We start from the raw sequence: 14,408 nt of genomic DNA on the forward strand, positions 1-14,408 counted from the left end.
TGTCGGAGGTCACGGGTAATCTCTGCCCCGTGAACGCTCGGGACCGCATCCAGGAACTCGCCGATCAGATCGTCGTCCTTCGCGACGCCTACTACCGGGGCTCGCCGAAGGTGGCCGACGCCGACTACGACGCGATCGAGGACGAATTGCGGGGGCTCATCGAGGCCAACCCCGAGCTGACCCCGGATCCGAACCCACTCGACCAGGTCGGCGCGCCCGCCGTGCTGCACGCGCCCATCCGGCACTCGCGTCCGATGCTGTCGCTGGAGAAGGCGACCAAACCCGAGCAGGTCGCCGCGTTCTTCGCCCGCTTCCCCGGCCAGTCCGTGGTGGTCATGCCGAAACTGGACGGACTGTCGTTGGCCTTGGTCTACGAGAACGGACGGCTCGCGCGAGCGGTGACCCGTGGTGACGGGACCACCGGCGACGACGTGACCAAGCTGGTGCGGGCGCTGACCGACGGCGTCCCGGACAAGGTCGACGCGCCTGGGCGGGTCGAAGTCCGTGGCGAGGCGGTCATGTTGCGCTCCACCTTCGCCGCCTACAACAAGGCGCATCCGGACAAGCCGCTGATCAACCCGCGCAACGCCGCCGCGGGCACATTGCGTGCCAAGGACCCGGCCACCGTCGCCGAACGACGGCTGCGGTTCTTCGCCTTCGATCTGACCACCGAACCCGACAGTGCGGAAACCGATCTGGACGGCGCGCTGCGGACACTCGGGTTCACCGCCGCCGACATGCGCCGCTGCGACGACGCCGAGGCGGCGCAAGCCGTCATCACGACCATCGAGCAGCAGCGCAACGAGCTCGACTACGACCTCGACGGTGCCGTGCTGCGCCTGGCGGATCGCGACGCCTACGCCGCCGCCGGAACCCGGTCGAGCTCACCCCGTGGCGCGATGGCCTTCAAATTCGCCGCCGAGGAGAAGACGACCATGCTCACCGATGTCGTCTGGGATGTCGGCAAGACCGGCAAAATCGCTCCCGTGGCGTGGCTGGAGCCGGTGTTCGTCGGCGGGGGCACCGTCACCCGCGCGACGTTGGCCAATCAGGAGGTCATCCGCGCCCGCGGGATCAAGATCGGCGACACCGTGCTGGTTCGCCGCGCCGGCGACGTCATCCCGTTCGTCGCGGGTGTCCTGGACGCCGCCAAGCGCACCGGCGAGGAGCGCGAGATTGTGCCGCCGTCGGTGTGCCCTTCCTGCGCAGAGCCGTTGACCGAACAAGGCAACAGCCGGGAATTGTTCTGCACCAACCTCGCCTGCCCAGCCCAGACCGTGCGGCGGCTGATCCACTGGTCCTCGCGGGCCGCGGCCGATATCGACGCGATCGGCGGAGTCTGGATCGAGCGGCTCGCGGAGGCCGGCATCCTCGAACACCCGTCGGACTTCTACCGGCTCACGAAAGAGCGGCTCCTGGAGTTCGACCGCATCGGCGAAATCTCCGCCACCCGCATGATCGAGTCGATCGACGCGAGCCGGGCCGTCGGCCTGCGCCGGGCGCTGATCGGGCTGGCGATCCCGATGGCCTCCGAGGGTACGGCCGCACGGCTGTGCCGTGCCGGTTTCGGTTCGTTGGAAGCGGTCGTCGAGGCAGGCGAGGAAGGGCTCGTGGCCGTCGAGGACATCGGGCCCAAGGTGGCCGCCTCGCTGATCGAGCACCTCACCCGGCTGCGTCCCGAACTCGAACGGCTGCGGGAAGTCGGTGTCTCGCTGGACGTACGCGAAGAGGACCTTCCGCCGGTCGTCGTGGCCGGTGCGCCGTTGGAGGGCAAGACCGTCGTGGTCACCGGGTCGATCAGCGACCCCCGCTCCGGCGAAAAGGTGCCGCGCCCGACCTTTCAGCGGTTGTGCGAGAAGGCGGGCGCGACCACCGCGTCGTCGGTTTCGGCGAATACGGACATGCTCATCACCGGCGCCGACGTCGGGGCGAGCAAGATCACCAAGGCCGAGAAGCTCGAAGTCGAGGTCGTGGACCAGGGTGTGATCTGGCAGCAGCTGATCGCGGCAGGCGTCGTCTAGCTGCGTTTGGTCCGGTACCGAGGGCTCGTCGAGTGCCATTCGAACCCGCCGCCCATCCACCCCCGCAGCCCACGCAGAAACCGTTGCAATTCAACGGAAGGAACCCCGCTCAACCGCTCGTGCGCCGCCTGGAAGTCGCGGACGACGTCGTTGTGCAGCTCGACGGTGATCGCGGTGGCCTCCTCGATCGAGCATTTCCGGTCTCCGGCGATCAACAGGACCGCGTTGCAGGGCGGCGACTCGTCCTCCAGATCCTTGGCGACCGAGTGCACGTCGTTGACGAGCACGGACGCCGTGCCCGCCTGGATCGCCGCCTCGCGGACCCGCGGGTCGTAGTAGAGGTTCGACGTCAGTTCGTAGCCGCCGAGGACGTCGATCAGCGTCATCGACGTGTAGAAGCTGTCGTGCTGCCGCGCCGCGAGGTACTCCCACGCCGGCGGGTATTTCCCACTGTGGCGCCATGCCGCGTAGGCGGTCCAGCTCACGAACATCGCGAAGGTCGAATAGCAGACGCGCTGAACCTGGGCGGCCGTCCCGGCTCGCCGCAGGAAGTCCGTCCCCGAGTTCAGTGCCACCAGAACCCGGTCGTTCCGCAGCGTTTCGTCGAGGTCGCGGCTGAATTCGCCCAGCGACGGCACCGGGTCCATGGCGGCCATCGCCAGCGCGAGCTTCGGCGGCAGTTCCGCCGGAACCGCGCCGAGCGAGGTGTCGTCGGCGTACAGATCGTCCGCCGCCCACCAGGCCGCGTTGAGCCGCGCGGAGATCAGCAGCCGGTCGGGATCCTCGCAGTCCGGGTGGGCGAGCATGACCAGCCTGCCGAAGCCCGCCTTCCCGATCTGCTCACACTCCTCCTCGTCGAATCCGCACTCCCCCGCCCACGCGACCAGCCGCCGGTCGACCTCCTCGGCGAGCGGATCGTTGATCCGTTCGGTGACGGGGCAGTAGAGCGGCGGCGCCGACCCGTCACCCCACGGCCGGTACGCGTACCCGGGGTCGAGCTCGGTTTCGGGCCCCGGCGGCAGCGGGGTCTCCGCCGCCGCCGGGGCAGGTGCGAGCCGAGCGGCCAGGCGCGCGGCGGACGTTCCCAGTCCACTCGGCCCGGCCAGAAGCGTGGCCAGAGCGCCATGTTCCGTCATCGCGGTCACTCCGATGGTCTCGGTGGTTGCGGGATCAGACGCGGTCCGCGGCGATGAGCAGGTAGTGGAAACTCCCTTCGCGGTAGGCGTCGAGGAACGGTCCCTCGATCCCGGTCGCCACCGACGACTTCGCCCGCAGCTCCCAGTACGGGATCGTGTCCGCGGTCAGGTCCACCACCGAGATCGGTACCAGGTCGTTCGCCGTCATCGCCTTGAAGTACTGGCTGCGCGGATGGATGTTGCAGGTGTAGTGCTGGTCGATCTGCGCGACGGCCTTGGACCGCCCACCGGTCACGTCGTTGTAGCACCCGGTGATGGTGACGTAGCGCCCGCCGAACTCCAGCTGCCGCGCGTGTTCGGCGAAGAGGTCGTGGAGGTCCACGTACATGGTGCTTTCGTTGTTCCAGATCGCCTTGCGCGAGCCGGTTTCGAAGCCGGTGTCGAGCATGTTGCGGAAGTGGTAGCGCACCTTGTCGGCGACCCCGCGGATCTCCGCCTGGTGATTGGCGAACTCGACCTGCTTCTCCGAGATCGAGATCCCGTCGACGTGGCAGCCGAACCGCACGTTGGCCATGATGCTGGACCCGCCGCGGCCGCAGCCGGCGTCGAGGAGCCGGTCGTCCGGTTTGACGTCACCGAGGTGATCGAGCAGGACTTCCGCCTGCGCGGTCTCCAGCCGGTGCATCTCGGCGATGATCCGCTCGTCGCGGGTGCTCTCCGGCCCCTCCAGTACCGACCAGTCGACCTCGCCCACCCCGTAGTGGTGGTGATAGAGCCCGTCCACGTCGCCCAGCCGCAGGTTGACCGGGTCCTTCTCCTTGTTCCAGTACGACGCCACCGACTTCTGGTATTCGGTGCGCAGAACCTTGGCGGGAGCGGGGGTACGAGCGACTGTCACGTGTGTGGTCCTTTCTCGGGCGTTCAAGTTCGGTGTCGACGTGGCTCGCGGGGTCACCGCGCGACCTCGACGTTCTCCAGGACGCCGAGCGCGTCGGGCACGAGCACGGCGGCGGAATAGTAGGTACTGACCAGATAGGTGGCCACGGCCTGCTCGGTGATTCCGTCGAACCGCACGTTCAGGCCCGGCTCGTACTCGTCGGGCAGGCCGGTCTGGCGCAGCCCGATCACGCCGTTGTCCTCCATGCCGGTCCGCATGGCGAGGATCGACGAAGTACCCGCGTCGGTGATCGGGATCTTGTCGCAGGGCAGCAGCGGCACCCCGCGCCATGCGGCGACCACCTTGCCGTCGACCGTGGTGCCCTCGGGGTACAGGCTGCGGCGCGTGCATTCCCGGCCGAACGCGGCGATCGCGCGCGGATGGGCGAGGAAGAACTTCGTCTTGCGGCGGCGGCTGACGAGTTCGTCCATGTCGTCGGGTGTCGGCGGACCCGACCGGGTCTGGAACCGCGACTTGAGGTCGGCGTTGTGCAGCAGCCCGAACTCGCGGTTGTTGATCAGGTCGTACTCCTGCCGCTCCCGCAGCGCCTCCACGGTCAACCGGAGTTGCTCGTCGAACTGGTCCATCGGCCCGTTGTAGAGATCGGTGACCCGCGTGTGCACGCGCAGCGACGTCTGCGCGACGGCCAGGTCGTATTCGCGCGGCGAGATCTCGTAGTCGACGAACGTGCCCGGCAGCGGTGGCTCGCCGTCGTGCCCGGACGACAGCCCGATCTCCGCCTCACCCCTGGCGTTCTGGGGTTTGGTGCCCTGCGCCAGCATGTCCTGCACATGGCGGCGCATCGCCTCGGACCGGCCGTTGAGGTCGGCGAAGTCCTCGGCGCGCAGGGTCAGCACGATCACCGGGGTGATGGCCTTGACCGTGTACGGCCAGTTCCGGTCGATCCCGGCGAGCATTTCCTCACCGAAGTGATCACCGTCGGCCATGCTGCCGATGGTCGCCTCGCCGCCGTACTCACCCGGCGCCACCTTGGCGACCTTGCCGTGCGCGACCAGCACGACCTCGTCGAGCGGGGTACCGTGGCCGACGATCGTGTCACCGGGCCGGTACTCGTGCTGCACGAAGCGGTCGGCGAGCGCGGTGAGCGTGTCCTCGTCGTCGAAACCCCGCAGCAGCGCCAGTTCCGACAGCTCCTGGGGGACGACCCGCACCTGGGTGCCGACGTTGGTGAAGCTCACCCGCCCGTCACCGATGGCGTAGGTCAGCCGCCGGTTGACCCGGAAGGTGCCACCACTCGCCTCGACCCAGGGCAGCATCTTCAACAGCCAGCGCGGCGTGATGCTCTGCATCTGCGGCCGCGTCTTGGTGGTCGTCGCCAGGTTCCGCGCGGCCGCGGGGCCGAGACTCAGCCGCCGGTCGGTCTCCGGCGTCGTGGCGGTCATCCTTCGCGACCGAGTTCGGCGGCTTCGAGCACGGCCAGCGCGTCCGGCACGAGCACGGCGGCGGAGTAGTACGTGCTGACGAGGTAGGAGATGATCGCCTGCTCCGAGATTCCCATGAAACGGACGTTCAGCCCCGGCTCGTACTCGTCGGGCAGGCCGATCTGGCGCAGGCCGACCACGCCCTGGTTCTTCTCGCCGGTGCGCATCAGCAGTACGGAGCTGGTGTTGCTCTGGCTCACCGGGATCTTGTTGCACGGCAGGATCGGGACCCCGCGCCAGGACGGCACCTTGTGCCCGCCGAGGTCGGCGCCGGTGGGGTAGATACCGCGTTTGCTGCACTCGCGGCTGAACGCGGCGATCGTGCGCGGATGCGCGAGGAAGAAGCCGGGTTCCTTCCACACCAGCGCGAGCAGGTCGTCGAAGTCGTCCGGAGTCGGCGGGCCGGTGCGCGTCGCGATCCGCTGGGCGAAGTCGGCGTTGTGGAGCAGACCGAAGTCCGAGTTGTTGATCATCTCGTGTTCTTGCCGCTCACGCAGCGCCTCGATGGTCAGGCGGAGCTGTTGCTCGGTCTGGTCCATCGGCTGGTTGTAGAGGTCGGAGACACGGCTGTGCACCCGCAGCACGGTCTGGGCGACGCTCAGCTCGTATTCCCGCGGTGAGGTCTCGTAGTCGACGAAGGTGCCGGGCAGCAGCGGCTCGCCGTCGTGGCCGGAGGAGATGTCGATCTCGGCCTCGCCGAAGTCGTTGGCGCGCCCGGTGTCCTGCGTTGCCTGCTCGATCTGTGCCTGCAGTGATTCGGACTGCTCCAGGATCCGTTCGAAGGCCTGGCGGGTCAGCGTCAGCACGGTGCAGGCCGTGGCCGCCTTGGCGGTGAACTCCCAGATGCCGTCGTCGGCGACGAGTGCCTGCGCGCCGAAGTAGTCGCCGTCCTTGACCACGCCGAGCGCGGTCTCGTCGCCGTAGGGGCCAGGGCCGGTCTTGGTGATCTTGCCGTGCGCGATGAGGTAGACCCGGTCGGCGCGGTGACCGAACTCGACGAGCACGTCGCCGGCGGCCACCTCCTGCTGTTCGAAGCGGCGGGCGAGCTCGGCGAGAACCTCTTCGTCGTCGTAACCCTTGAGCGGCTTCAGTTCCCCGAGTTCCGCCGGGATGACGCTCACTTCGGATCCGGTCTTCGAGAACGTGACCCGTCCGTCGCCGACCGCGTAATTGAGCCGCCGGTTGACCCGATAAGCGCCACCGTTGACCTGAACCCATTCGAGCATCTTCAGCAGCCACCGGGACGAAATGCCCTGCATCTGCGGGACGGATTTGGTCGTGGTCGCCAGGTTGCGCGCGGCGGCCCGGCCCAAACTCAGCTGCGGATTTCCCGGCCCCTGGACACCTTCGGCGGAAGTGTCCGATTCGGTCACGGTCACAGCAAGGTCCACCCTTCGATAGTCATGCGAACAAACAAGATCCACAAATCGCGGAGTGCCGGTATTCCCCGAGGTGACGGCCCCGCAGGGATCAACATAGCAAGGTGTTTTGCCCGCACAAGCGCACTTTCGGGTAATGAAAAAAGGCCACCCGAATGCCGATTTCGACGTTGCCGAAGAAAGCTTTTGTCAACGTCACTCGGCAAATGAAAGGGCTCACGCAATCGGTCCAGTACTTGTTCTGAGGTGTTATGCGAAGCCGCCGCGAAACTCCCTGCGGTACCGGTGATACGGCCGTTGGAGTGGGCGGGACGATCTCTTCCGGGTCGCCTCTCCGTGCATGTTCGACGGCGACTTGACAGACAGCGACGAAACAGAGGGTCGCGTTCGGACACTCCGTCGGGTCAGTCCACTCCCGAGCGACCACCGGCTCCTTGTACGCACGGGTCATAGTTCAGCCCTTGCTGATATATCAGCCGTGGCTGTACAGTCCTGGCCGTGCTGACGTGTGAAACCCACGGTGCCGCGCTCGCCCGGCTGGGCCGTGCCCTCGCCGACCCGAACCGGTGCAAGATCCTGGTCGCCCTGCTCGACGGCGTGAGCTACCCCGGTCAGCTGGCCGGACAACTCGGCCTGAGCCGGTCCAATGTGTCGAACCACCTCGCTTGCCTGCGGGGCTGCGGACTGGTCGTGGCCACCTACGAAGGCCGGCAAGTCCGCTACGCACTGGCCGACGAGCATCTCGCCCGCGCACTCCGTGAACTGGTGCAGGTCGTGCTCGCCGTCGACACGGCCGAGCCCTGCGTCGACGACGACACCAGCCTCCGGGTGCTCCGATGACCGAGCGCGCTCTTCCCCTCGAGACCGGTGGCTGCACGGATGGCTGCTGCACCACGACGTCCACGGTGGACCCGGATCGACGCGCGCTGCTTTCGCGCCGGGTGCGACTCCTGGTCGCGGCGACGATCACCTACAACGTCATCGAGGCCGTCGTCGCCATCTCGGCAGGCACCATGGCCTCCTCGACCGCGCTGATCGGCTTCGGTCTGGACTCCGTCATCGAAGTCGCCTCCGCGACGGCGGTCGCCTGGCAGTTCTCGGGCGCGGACCCCGAAGCCCATGAACGCACCGCGCTCAAGGTCATCGCGGTGTCCTTCTTCGCGTTGGCCGCCTACGTCACGGTCGACTCTGTACGCGCCCTGTTCGGCGCAGACCAGGCCGAGCACTCCACCGTCGGCATCGTGCTGGCGGCGATCTCGCTGCTCGTGATGCCGTTCCTGTCCCTCGCTCAGCGCCGCGCCGGGCGCGAACTCGGCTCCGCGAGTGCCGTCGCCGACTCGAAACAGACCTTGCTCTGCACCTATCTTTCCGGTGTGCTGCTCGTCGGGTTGCTGCTCAACAGCCTCCTCGGCTGGTACTGGGCGGATCCGCTGGTCGCGCTCGTCATCGCCGCCGTCGCGATCAAGGAAGGCCGCGAAGCCTGGCGTGGCGAGCACTGCTGCTGAGAGGAACGCCATGACCCGGCCCGCGCGCTGGAACCGCTACTGGGACGGCAAGTCCCGGAACTACGACCGGGAAATGCAGTTCTTCGACCAAAAGTTGTTCGGGGATTCCCGGGCATGGGCCTGCGGCCAGGCCACCGGTGACGTCCTCGAGGTCGCCGTCGGGACAGGACTGAACCTGCCGCTCTATCCCGACGGCGTCACCCTCACCGGCATCGACCTCAGCGACGGCATGCTCGCCATCGCCCGCGGCCGCGCCGAACGCCTCGGCCACCCGGTGACGCTACGGCGGGCCGACGCCCACGACCTGCCCTTCGAGGCCGGTTCGTTCGACACCGTGGTCTGCACGCTCGGGCTCTGCGCCATCCCCGACCACGACAAGGCGCTGCGGGAAATGGCCCGCGTCCTCCGGCCCGGTGGACGGCTCATCCTGCTCGACCACATCGCGAGTTCGTCGCGTGCGATCCGCGGCCTGCAATGGCTCACCGAGAAGATCACCGTGCCGATGGCGGGAGAGCACTTCCTTCGCCGCCCGGCGGAGAAGCTCGGCGCACTCGGCCTGACCGTCGAGAAACGGGAACGGTTCAAACTCGGGCTGGTGGAACGGCTCGTCGCCCGCAAGTGAACGGCTGTCATGGGAATTTCGTCCGCACCTCCGATCCTGGTGAGGTGACTTACAGTGGGTGGTTTCGCGTGGCTGGATGGAGGGCGCGTGTGATCCGACGGAGGGCACGTGTGACTGGATGGATGACACGCGGAAGCAGCAGGTCCCGCCGCGAGTCATCCGGCTGGACACACGCGCCCTCCGTTCAATCACGCGTGCCGCCCGATGTAGGTACCTAAGACACCTTTGGCCTTGGCCCGAGTCGCCACTCACGACCGCCGTGCGGGCACGCTCAGGGGTTGATGCGGGTGTAAGCCGGTTTCGGCCGCAGGTTCGTGTCGAACAGGCACGCCGCGCCCTCTCCGGGGAAAGTGTCCGGCACCCACGAGTGGCGGTCGGTGAAGCCCCAGGTCGTGAACTCCACGCACCGCGCCACGGCGTGGCAGCCGTCCCAAAGCTGCTTGAAGTAGCTCGCCTGCGTGTTCAGCTTGGTGCTGTCGGCCGGCAGCGGGATGCGGACGTCGGCCTCGGTGATGGCGACGTCGACACCCAGCGCGGCGAACCGGGCGAGGTTCGCCTGGTAACCGCCGGGGAAACCGTACTGAATGGCCAAATGTGCCTGGAAGCCGACGCCGTCGATCGGCACGCCTTGCTGTTTCAGTGTCCGCACCAGGTTGTACAGGGCGTCGCTCTTCGCGTTGAGCCCTTCGGTGTTGTAGTCGTTGATGTACAGCTTCGCCGCCGGATCCGCCGCGCGGGCCCAGCGGAACGCGTCGGCGACGTAGCCGTCACCGAGTTTCTGCTGAAACACCGACGACCGGCGGGTGCCGTCGTCATTGAACATCTCATTGACCACGTCCCAAGCCCGGATCTTGCCCTTGTACCGGCCCATCTCCGTGGTGATGTGCCGCCGCACCACCGACCGCAGCTCACCGGCCCCGAGGGTGCTCACCCAGTCGGGAAGCTGGCTGTGCCAGACGAGCGTGTGCCCGCGGACCGACTTGCCGTTCCGCCGGGCGTAGTCGACGATCGCGTCCGCGCCGGACCAGTCGTACTGGCCCCGGTTCGCCTCGACGACACCCCATTTCATCTCGTTCTCCGGGGTGACGTTGTCGAATTCGCGGGTGAGCACGGAACGGTAATCGGCTTCATTGGCGAGGTGATTGGCCGCGACGGCGCTGCCGACGTAGCGATTCGTGATGTGCTTCAGCGGACCGGCGGCCGAAGCCGGGATCGAGTTCCACACCGAAATACCCGCGACGGCGACCAAAAGAGCGACCGCTCGTCTTGCCAGGATCGTGTTCTTCATGGGTCTCCTTTTCGTTGATCGGACGTAGAATCACTGACATGTCAACGGAACCTCGGATCACCATCAGCCGGATAGCCGCCGAAGCCGGGGTATCCGTGCCGACCGTTTCCAAGGTCGTCAACGGCCACTCCGACGTCGCCGACGAAACCAGGGCGAGGGTGGAGGAATTGATCCGGAAATACGGCTATCGGCGACGCGCCGACCAAAGATCGCAGCGGTCACGACTGCTTGAACTGATGTTCCACGAAATCGAAAGCACCTGGGCGCTGGAAATCATTCGCGGTGTGGAGAGCGTCGCCCGCGAGAACGGGATGTCGGTCGTCCTCGCGGAGTCGTCGGGCCGCCACACCCCCGCGCACGACTGGCTGGAAAGCGTGCTCACCCGCCGCCCGGTCGGCATCGTCTCGGTCTGTTCCGACCTCACCGCCGGTCAGCTGGCGAAACTGCGATCCCGTGACATCCCGCTGGTGGTGATCGACCCCGCCGGGCAGCCCGGACCCGAGACGCCTTCGGTCGGCGCCACCAACCGGCAGGGCGGGCTGACCGCCACCCGCCATCTGCTCGACCTCGGGCACCGGCGGATCGCGGTGATCGGCGGCCCCGACGGGGTTCTGTGCAGCCGCGCCAGGATGGACGGCTACCGCGCCGCGCTGGAGGCCGCCGGTCAGGCCTTCGACCCGGCCCTGGTGCGCCGCGGCGATTTCCATCCGCGCTCCGGCTACCGGCAGCTGACCTCATTGCTCGCCCTGCCCGACCGGCCGACCGCCGTCTTCGCCGGCAGCGACCTGCAGGCGCTCGGCGTCTACGAAGCCGCGCGCGACGCCGGCCTGCGCATTCCGCACGACCTGAGCGTCATCGGTTTCGACGACCTGCCGCTCGCCTGCTGGCTGACCCCGGAACTGACCACGATCCGCCAGCCGTTGCGGCAGATGGCCGCCGCCGGCGCCCGGCTCGCCATCTCGCTGGCGAGGGGCCGCGTACCGGAGAGCCACCGCATCGAACTCGCCACCTGCCTCGTCGTCCGCGACAGCACCGCGCCTCCGGCCGGTCACGTGCCCAGCCGGAGGCTCTCCGGCGGCCCGAGGTAACTGTGCCTCAGCCCGCCGGTGTCGACCACCAGTTTCTGCACCACGACCGTCGGGTCCACCATCCAGAACTTCAGCACACGCGGCCCCGGCGAGCCGATCACGTGCCGGGTCGAAGTCAGGTTCACGTTGTCCGACGTGGTCCATTCCCACTGCCGGTTCATGGTCATGTCGTCGGCGCCGGTCGCCTTGGTGATGTTCACGACCTCCGGATCCGCGTCGTCGAACGACACCGCGTACCGAAGCCCGTCGCCGGAGAGAACGTTGCTTCGCGGCGACAGGAAAGCCCAGACGGTCACGGTCCCCGGGGTGAACAGCGTCATCCGGTATTCCAGACGCGGACCCCCGCCGGGCGCCTGGCTCGGAGCCGTCACCGGGAACGGCGTCATCCCACCGCCGGTACGGCCGATGTCCGGGATATGCCGCCATGACACCCCGGCCGTCCCGATGTTCGCCGTGTGGTGCTCGGCCTCCATCGACACGTATCCCCCGGCCTCGATGAATCCGCGCCGCCACGAGCCGGGCAGTTCCGGATTACGGACGACCGCCTCGACCCGCAGTTGCCGACCCGCGCCGGACACGGTGAGCGGGACCGTGGTGGTCCCTCGTGGCGCACGGGTCCAGTCGACGCTCACGGCGATCCGGAGTTCCTTGTCCACGCGGCCTCCGCGCGGTTCGGTCCGCACCCAGGGGACGTCGGCGGTCACGGTGCAGCGGAACGGCGTCCGCCCCCGGTTGAACACGTCGATGTACTGGCCCGGCGCGCTCTGGAACGGGCTGAACTCGGGCAGCCGCGGGGTGCCGGACGCGGCGGGCCACCACTGCTCGGAGCCGTCGACGGCGACGCCGAGTTCGGCGGCCTCCGGCAGGTCGATCCGCCGCACGGCGGGGAAGATCTCGTCCGGCAGGGCGACGTTGTTCTTTTCGGGCTGCTGCCAGGGCGCGTTCGGGCCGTAGCGGGCGACGTCGCCGTACCCGATATGCGGCTGGGTCTGGAAGCCGCGCCATTTCCCGCCCGCGATCCCGGTGTTGAACTTCTCCGCCAGCGCCAGGTCGTCGGCGAACCGGGCTTCGGTGACCGCGGCGAGGTCGTTGGCCGAGGCCCTTCCCTGCGCCGCGTACAGCAGATTGGTGAACTCGGCGCGCCGCAGCGCGTAGAGGTTGGCCGACGCCTTCACCGCGTAGAGCACGAGTTCGTAGTAGGCGTCTCGGTAGGCGGCGGGCAGCCGGGCGGAGATCTTCTCGGCCTTCGCGCTGAGCTTCTGCCATTCCTCGGTGACGAGATCCAGCTCGCGGTAGTTCACGAGGCTGAACGGTGTCGCCTGATCGTCGTACACGATCGGCGTTCCCGGCGTGATCCGGCGGTTGAGCAATTCGGGTTTGCGGCGGGACTGCAGCCGCCCGTAGGTGTGCAGTACCTCGGCGATCGCCGCCGCCGTACCCGGCCCGAAGTTCGTCTCGGCGAACCCGCGCTCCCAAGTGGACAGTCGTTCCAGCGGCAAGGCCCGCGGATCCCAGGCATAGTCGAGGAAGAACTGCAGCGGTAGCTCGTTGCCCTTCATGTCCCCGGCGTTGACCACCCACAACCGGTCGGTCCCGTAGGCAACGGCCTGGTGCAGCTGCTCCCAGACGTTCGGCAAGAGATTCGTGTCGACCCACTTGTAGTTCCGGCCGCCGCCGACGTAGTCGAAATGGTAGTAGAGCCCGTATCCGCCCGGATGCCGTGGCAGTGCCTGGTCGGGATGCTTGCGGATGTTGCCCCAGTTGTCGTCGGTGAACACGACGATGACGTCGTCCGGCGGCCGCAGTCCCTTCTCCCAATACCGCTGGACCTCCTTGTAGAGCGTCCAGACCTGCGGCAACGTCGTCAGGTCGCGGCCGGTTTCGCGGGCGAGGATCTCCCGTTCGGCCGCCAGGATCTCCCGCATCAGCTCGATCCCGTCGCCGTCGGGCAGGCTGACGTCGCCGTTGCCGCGCATCCCGAGTGTGACCACGCCTTCGAAGTCCTCGCGGACCATGCGCCGGATACCGTCGGCCCAGTAGGCCTTGACCGCTTCGGCGTTGCGGCGGAAGCTCCACTCCCCCGTGCCGCCGTACGGGTCATGACCCGCGGACGCGTGCCGGTTCCATTCCTCGATCCCGCGCATCATCGGCGCCTCGTGCGACGTGCCCATGACCACGCCGTACTCCTTGGCCGTGGCGTGGTTGAGCGGATCGTCCTCGGCGAAGGCGCGGCCCCATACCGCCGGCCACAGGTAATTTCCCTTGAGCCGCAGCAAGGTCTCGAACACCTTCGCGTAGAAGGCGCTGTTGAACCCGTTGGGGAAGCCGGGCGCGTGACCCGGTCCGAAATGGGACGGAGCCCAGGTGCCCAGTGCAGGGTTCTCGTCGTTGATGAAGAACCCGCGGTACTTCACGTGCGGTGTCCCGAGGCTGAACCGCGCCCCGGACACGGACAACTCGTCGGAACGCGGCACCGGCACGTCGTCCCACCAGTACCAGGGCGAGACACCGATCCTCCGGGACACCTCGTAGACGCCGTAGATCACGCCGCGCTGGTCACTGCCGGTGAGGACGAGCCTGCCGTCGACGACCTGGCTCAGCGACGTCTCCCACTTCCCCGCGATCCCGGTGACGTCCAGCTTCCGCGCGGCCACGAGGTCGTCGACCAGCGGACTGTGTCCGAGCGTGCCGATCAGCACGACGGGCCCGGACTCCGGCGGCCGGTCGAACACCAGCTCCGGCCGGATGCCGGTGACTCGTTCGATGTCGTCCCGGAGATCACCGGCCACCCGGCGTACCCCCGGTTTGTCGCGGGAGCTCACCACCAGTGTCGCGGCCTTGCCCCGCGCGACCAGCGGGAATCCGCCCTTCCCCGGGGCCGCCTCGGCGACTCCCGGAGTGAACGCGGTACCTGCGCCCAGCACGGCGAGCAGCCGCAGGAAATCCCTGCGGTGCACGGCTTGCTCGTCGGACGTCATCTTCGACCTCCT

11 protein-coding genes are annotated in these 14,408 nt (G+C 67.9%); 5 read left to right on the plus strand and 6 right to left on the minus strand.

Translation table 11 applies throughout. The annotated features are described in order from the left end of the window. The first annotated feature begins 29 nt into the window (after nt 1-29). Complete coding sequence (gene ligA, locus ACZ7KI_RS18020; protein WP_470274243.1) at nt 30-2,021, plus strand: NAD-dependent DNA ligase LigA; 1,992 nt, start codon at nt 30-32, stop codon at nt 2,019-2,021. Here ligA and ACZ7KI_RS18025 read toward each other — a convergent pair. Genes ACZ7KI_RS18025 through ACZ7KI_RS18040 form a run of 4 tightly spaced genes read right to left on the minus strand, consistent with a single transcriptional unit; the run spans nt 2,018 to nt 6,915 of the window. Then, a complete protein-coding gene (locus ACZ7KI_RS18025; protein ID WP_470274244.1) occupies nt 2,018-3,157 on the minus strand; it encodes a family 2 encapsulin nanocompartment cargo protein terpene cyclase in 1,140 nt (379 codons plus the stop codon). The genes ligA and ACZ7KI_RS18025 overlap by 4 nt on opposite strands. Nucleotides 3,158-3,191: 34 nt before the next feature. Then, on the minus strand, nt 3,192-4,055 hold the full coding sequence (locus ACZ7KI_RS18030) for a geranyl diphosphate 2-C-methyltransferase (RefSeq protein ID WP_470274245.1): 864 nt from the start codon (nt 4,053-4,055) through the stop codon (nt 3,192-3,194). A 53-nt stretch (nt 4,056-4,108) separates the two neighbouring features. After that, nucleotides 4,109-5,497, minus strand: coding sequence for a family 2B encapsulin nanocompartment shell protein (locus ACZ7KI_RS18035; RefSeq protein WP_470274246.1), 1,389 nt, complete (start codon nt 5,495-5,497; stop codon nt 4,109-4,111). Next, entirely contained in the window at nt 5,494-6,915 is a 1,422-nt protein-coding gene (locus tag ACZ7KI_RS18040) for a family 2B encapsulin nanocompartment shell protein (protein ID WP_470274247.1), read from the minus strand. The genes ACZ7KI_RS18035 and ACZ7KI_RS18040 overlap by 4 nt, the downstream gene beginning before the upstream one ends. Nucleotides 6,916-7,413: 498 nt before the next feature. Between ACZ7KI_RS18040 and cmtR the strand changes: the two genes are divergently transcribed. Genes cmtR through ACZ7KI_RS18055 form a run of 3 tightly spaced genes read left to right on the plus strand, consistent with a single transcriptional unit; the run spans nt 7,414 to nt 9,042 of the window. Continuing rightward, the gene (cmtR, locus tag ACZ7KI_RS18045; RefSeq protein WP_465466105.1) at nt 7,414-7,755 is read left to right on the plus strand and encodes a Cd(II)/Pb(II)-sensing metalloregulatory transcriptional regulator CmtR; all 342 of its coding nucleotides are present in this window, start codon (nt 7,414-7,416) and stop codon (nt 7,753-7,755) included. Beyond that, nucleotides 7,752-8,420, plus strand: a complete 669-nt coding sequence (locus ACZ7KI_RS18050) for a cation efflux transmembrane domain-containing protein (RefSeq protein WP_470274248.1) — start codon at nt 7,752-7,754, stop codon at nt 8,418-8,420. Before cmtR ends, ACZ7KI_RS18050 begins: the two co-directional genes overlap by 4 nt. A gap of 10 nt (nt 8,421-8,430) precedes the next feature. Continuing rightward, nucleotides 8,431-9,042 carry a class I SAM-dependent methyltransferase gene (locus ACZ7KI_RS18055; RefSeq protein WP_470274249.1) on the plus strand — a complete coding sequence of 204 codons (612 nt, stop codon included), beginning with the start codon at nt 8,431-8,433 and terminating at the stop codon, nt 9,040-9,042. Between the two features lie 271 nt (nt 9,043-9,313). Here ACZ7KI_RS18055 and ACZ7KI_RS18060 read toward each other — a convergent pair whose 3' ends face one another. Next, complete coding sequence (locus ACZ7KI_RS18060) at nt 9,314-10,330, minus strand: endo-1,4-beta-xylanase (RefSeq protein WP_470274250.1); 1,017 nt, start codon at nt 10,328-10,330, stop codon at nt 9,314-9,316. A gap of 38 nt (nt 10,331-10,368) precedes the next feature. Here ACZ7KI_RS18060 and ACZ7KI_RS18065 point away from each other — a divergent pair, with 38 nt between their 5' ends. Then, entirely contained in the window at nt 10,369-11,418 is a 1,050-nt protein-coding gene (locus ACZ7KI_RS18065) for a LacI family DNA-binding transcriptional regulator (protein WP_470274251.1), read from the plus strand. Here the strand turns inward: ACZ7KI_RS18065 and ACZ7KI_RS18070 are convergent. Next, the gene (locus tag ACZ7KI_RS18070) at nt 11,379-14,396 is read right to left on the minus strand and encodes a glycosyl hydrolase 115 family protein (RefSeq protein ID WP_470274252.1); all 3,018 of its coding nucleotides are present in this window, start codon (nt 14,394-14,396) and stop codon (nt 11,379-11,381) included. The two genes, ACZ7KI_RS18065 and ACZ7KI_RS18070, sit on opposite strands and share 40 nt — an antisense overlap. Nucleotides 14,397-14,408: the final 12 nt, after the last annotated feature.

It is taken from the genome of Amycolatopsis sp. NPDC039088 (assembly GCF_055598845.1).

Excerpts from the sequence above, each read along its gene's own strand:
- ACZ7KI_RS18025 (WP_470274244.1), bottom strand. The coding sequence starts at position 3,157 with ATGACGGAACATGGCGCTCTGGCCACGCTTCTGGCCGGGCCGAGTGGA.
- ACZ7KI_RS18035 (WP_470274246.1), bottom strand. The coding sequence starts at position 5,497 with ATGACCGCCACGACGCCGGAGACCGACCGGCGGCTGAGTCTCGGCCCC.
- ACZ7KI_RS18050 (WP_470274248.1), top strand. The coding sequence starts at position 7,752 with ATGACCGAGCGCGCTCTTCCCCTCGAGACCGGTGGCTGCACGGATGGC.
- ACZ7KI_RS18055 (WP_470274249.1), top strand. The coding sequence starts at position 8,431 with ATGACCCGGCCCGCGCGCTGGAACCGCTACTGGGACGGCAAGTCCCGG.
- ACZ7KI_RS18060 (WP_470274250.1), bottom strand. The coding sequence starts at position 10,330 with ATGAAGAACACGATCCTGGCAAGACGAGCGGTCGCTCTTTTGGTCGCC.
- ACZ7KI_RS18065 (WP_470274251.1), top strand. The coding sequence starts at position 10,369 with ATGTCAACGGAACCTCGGATCACCATCAGCCGGATAGCCGCCGAAGCC.
- ACZ7KI_RS18070 (WP_470274252.1), bottom strand. The coding sequence starts at position 14,396 with ATGACGTCCGACGAGCAAGCCGTGCACCGCAGGGATTTCCTGCGGCTG.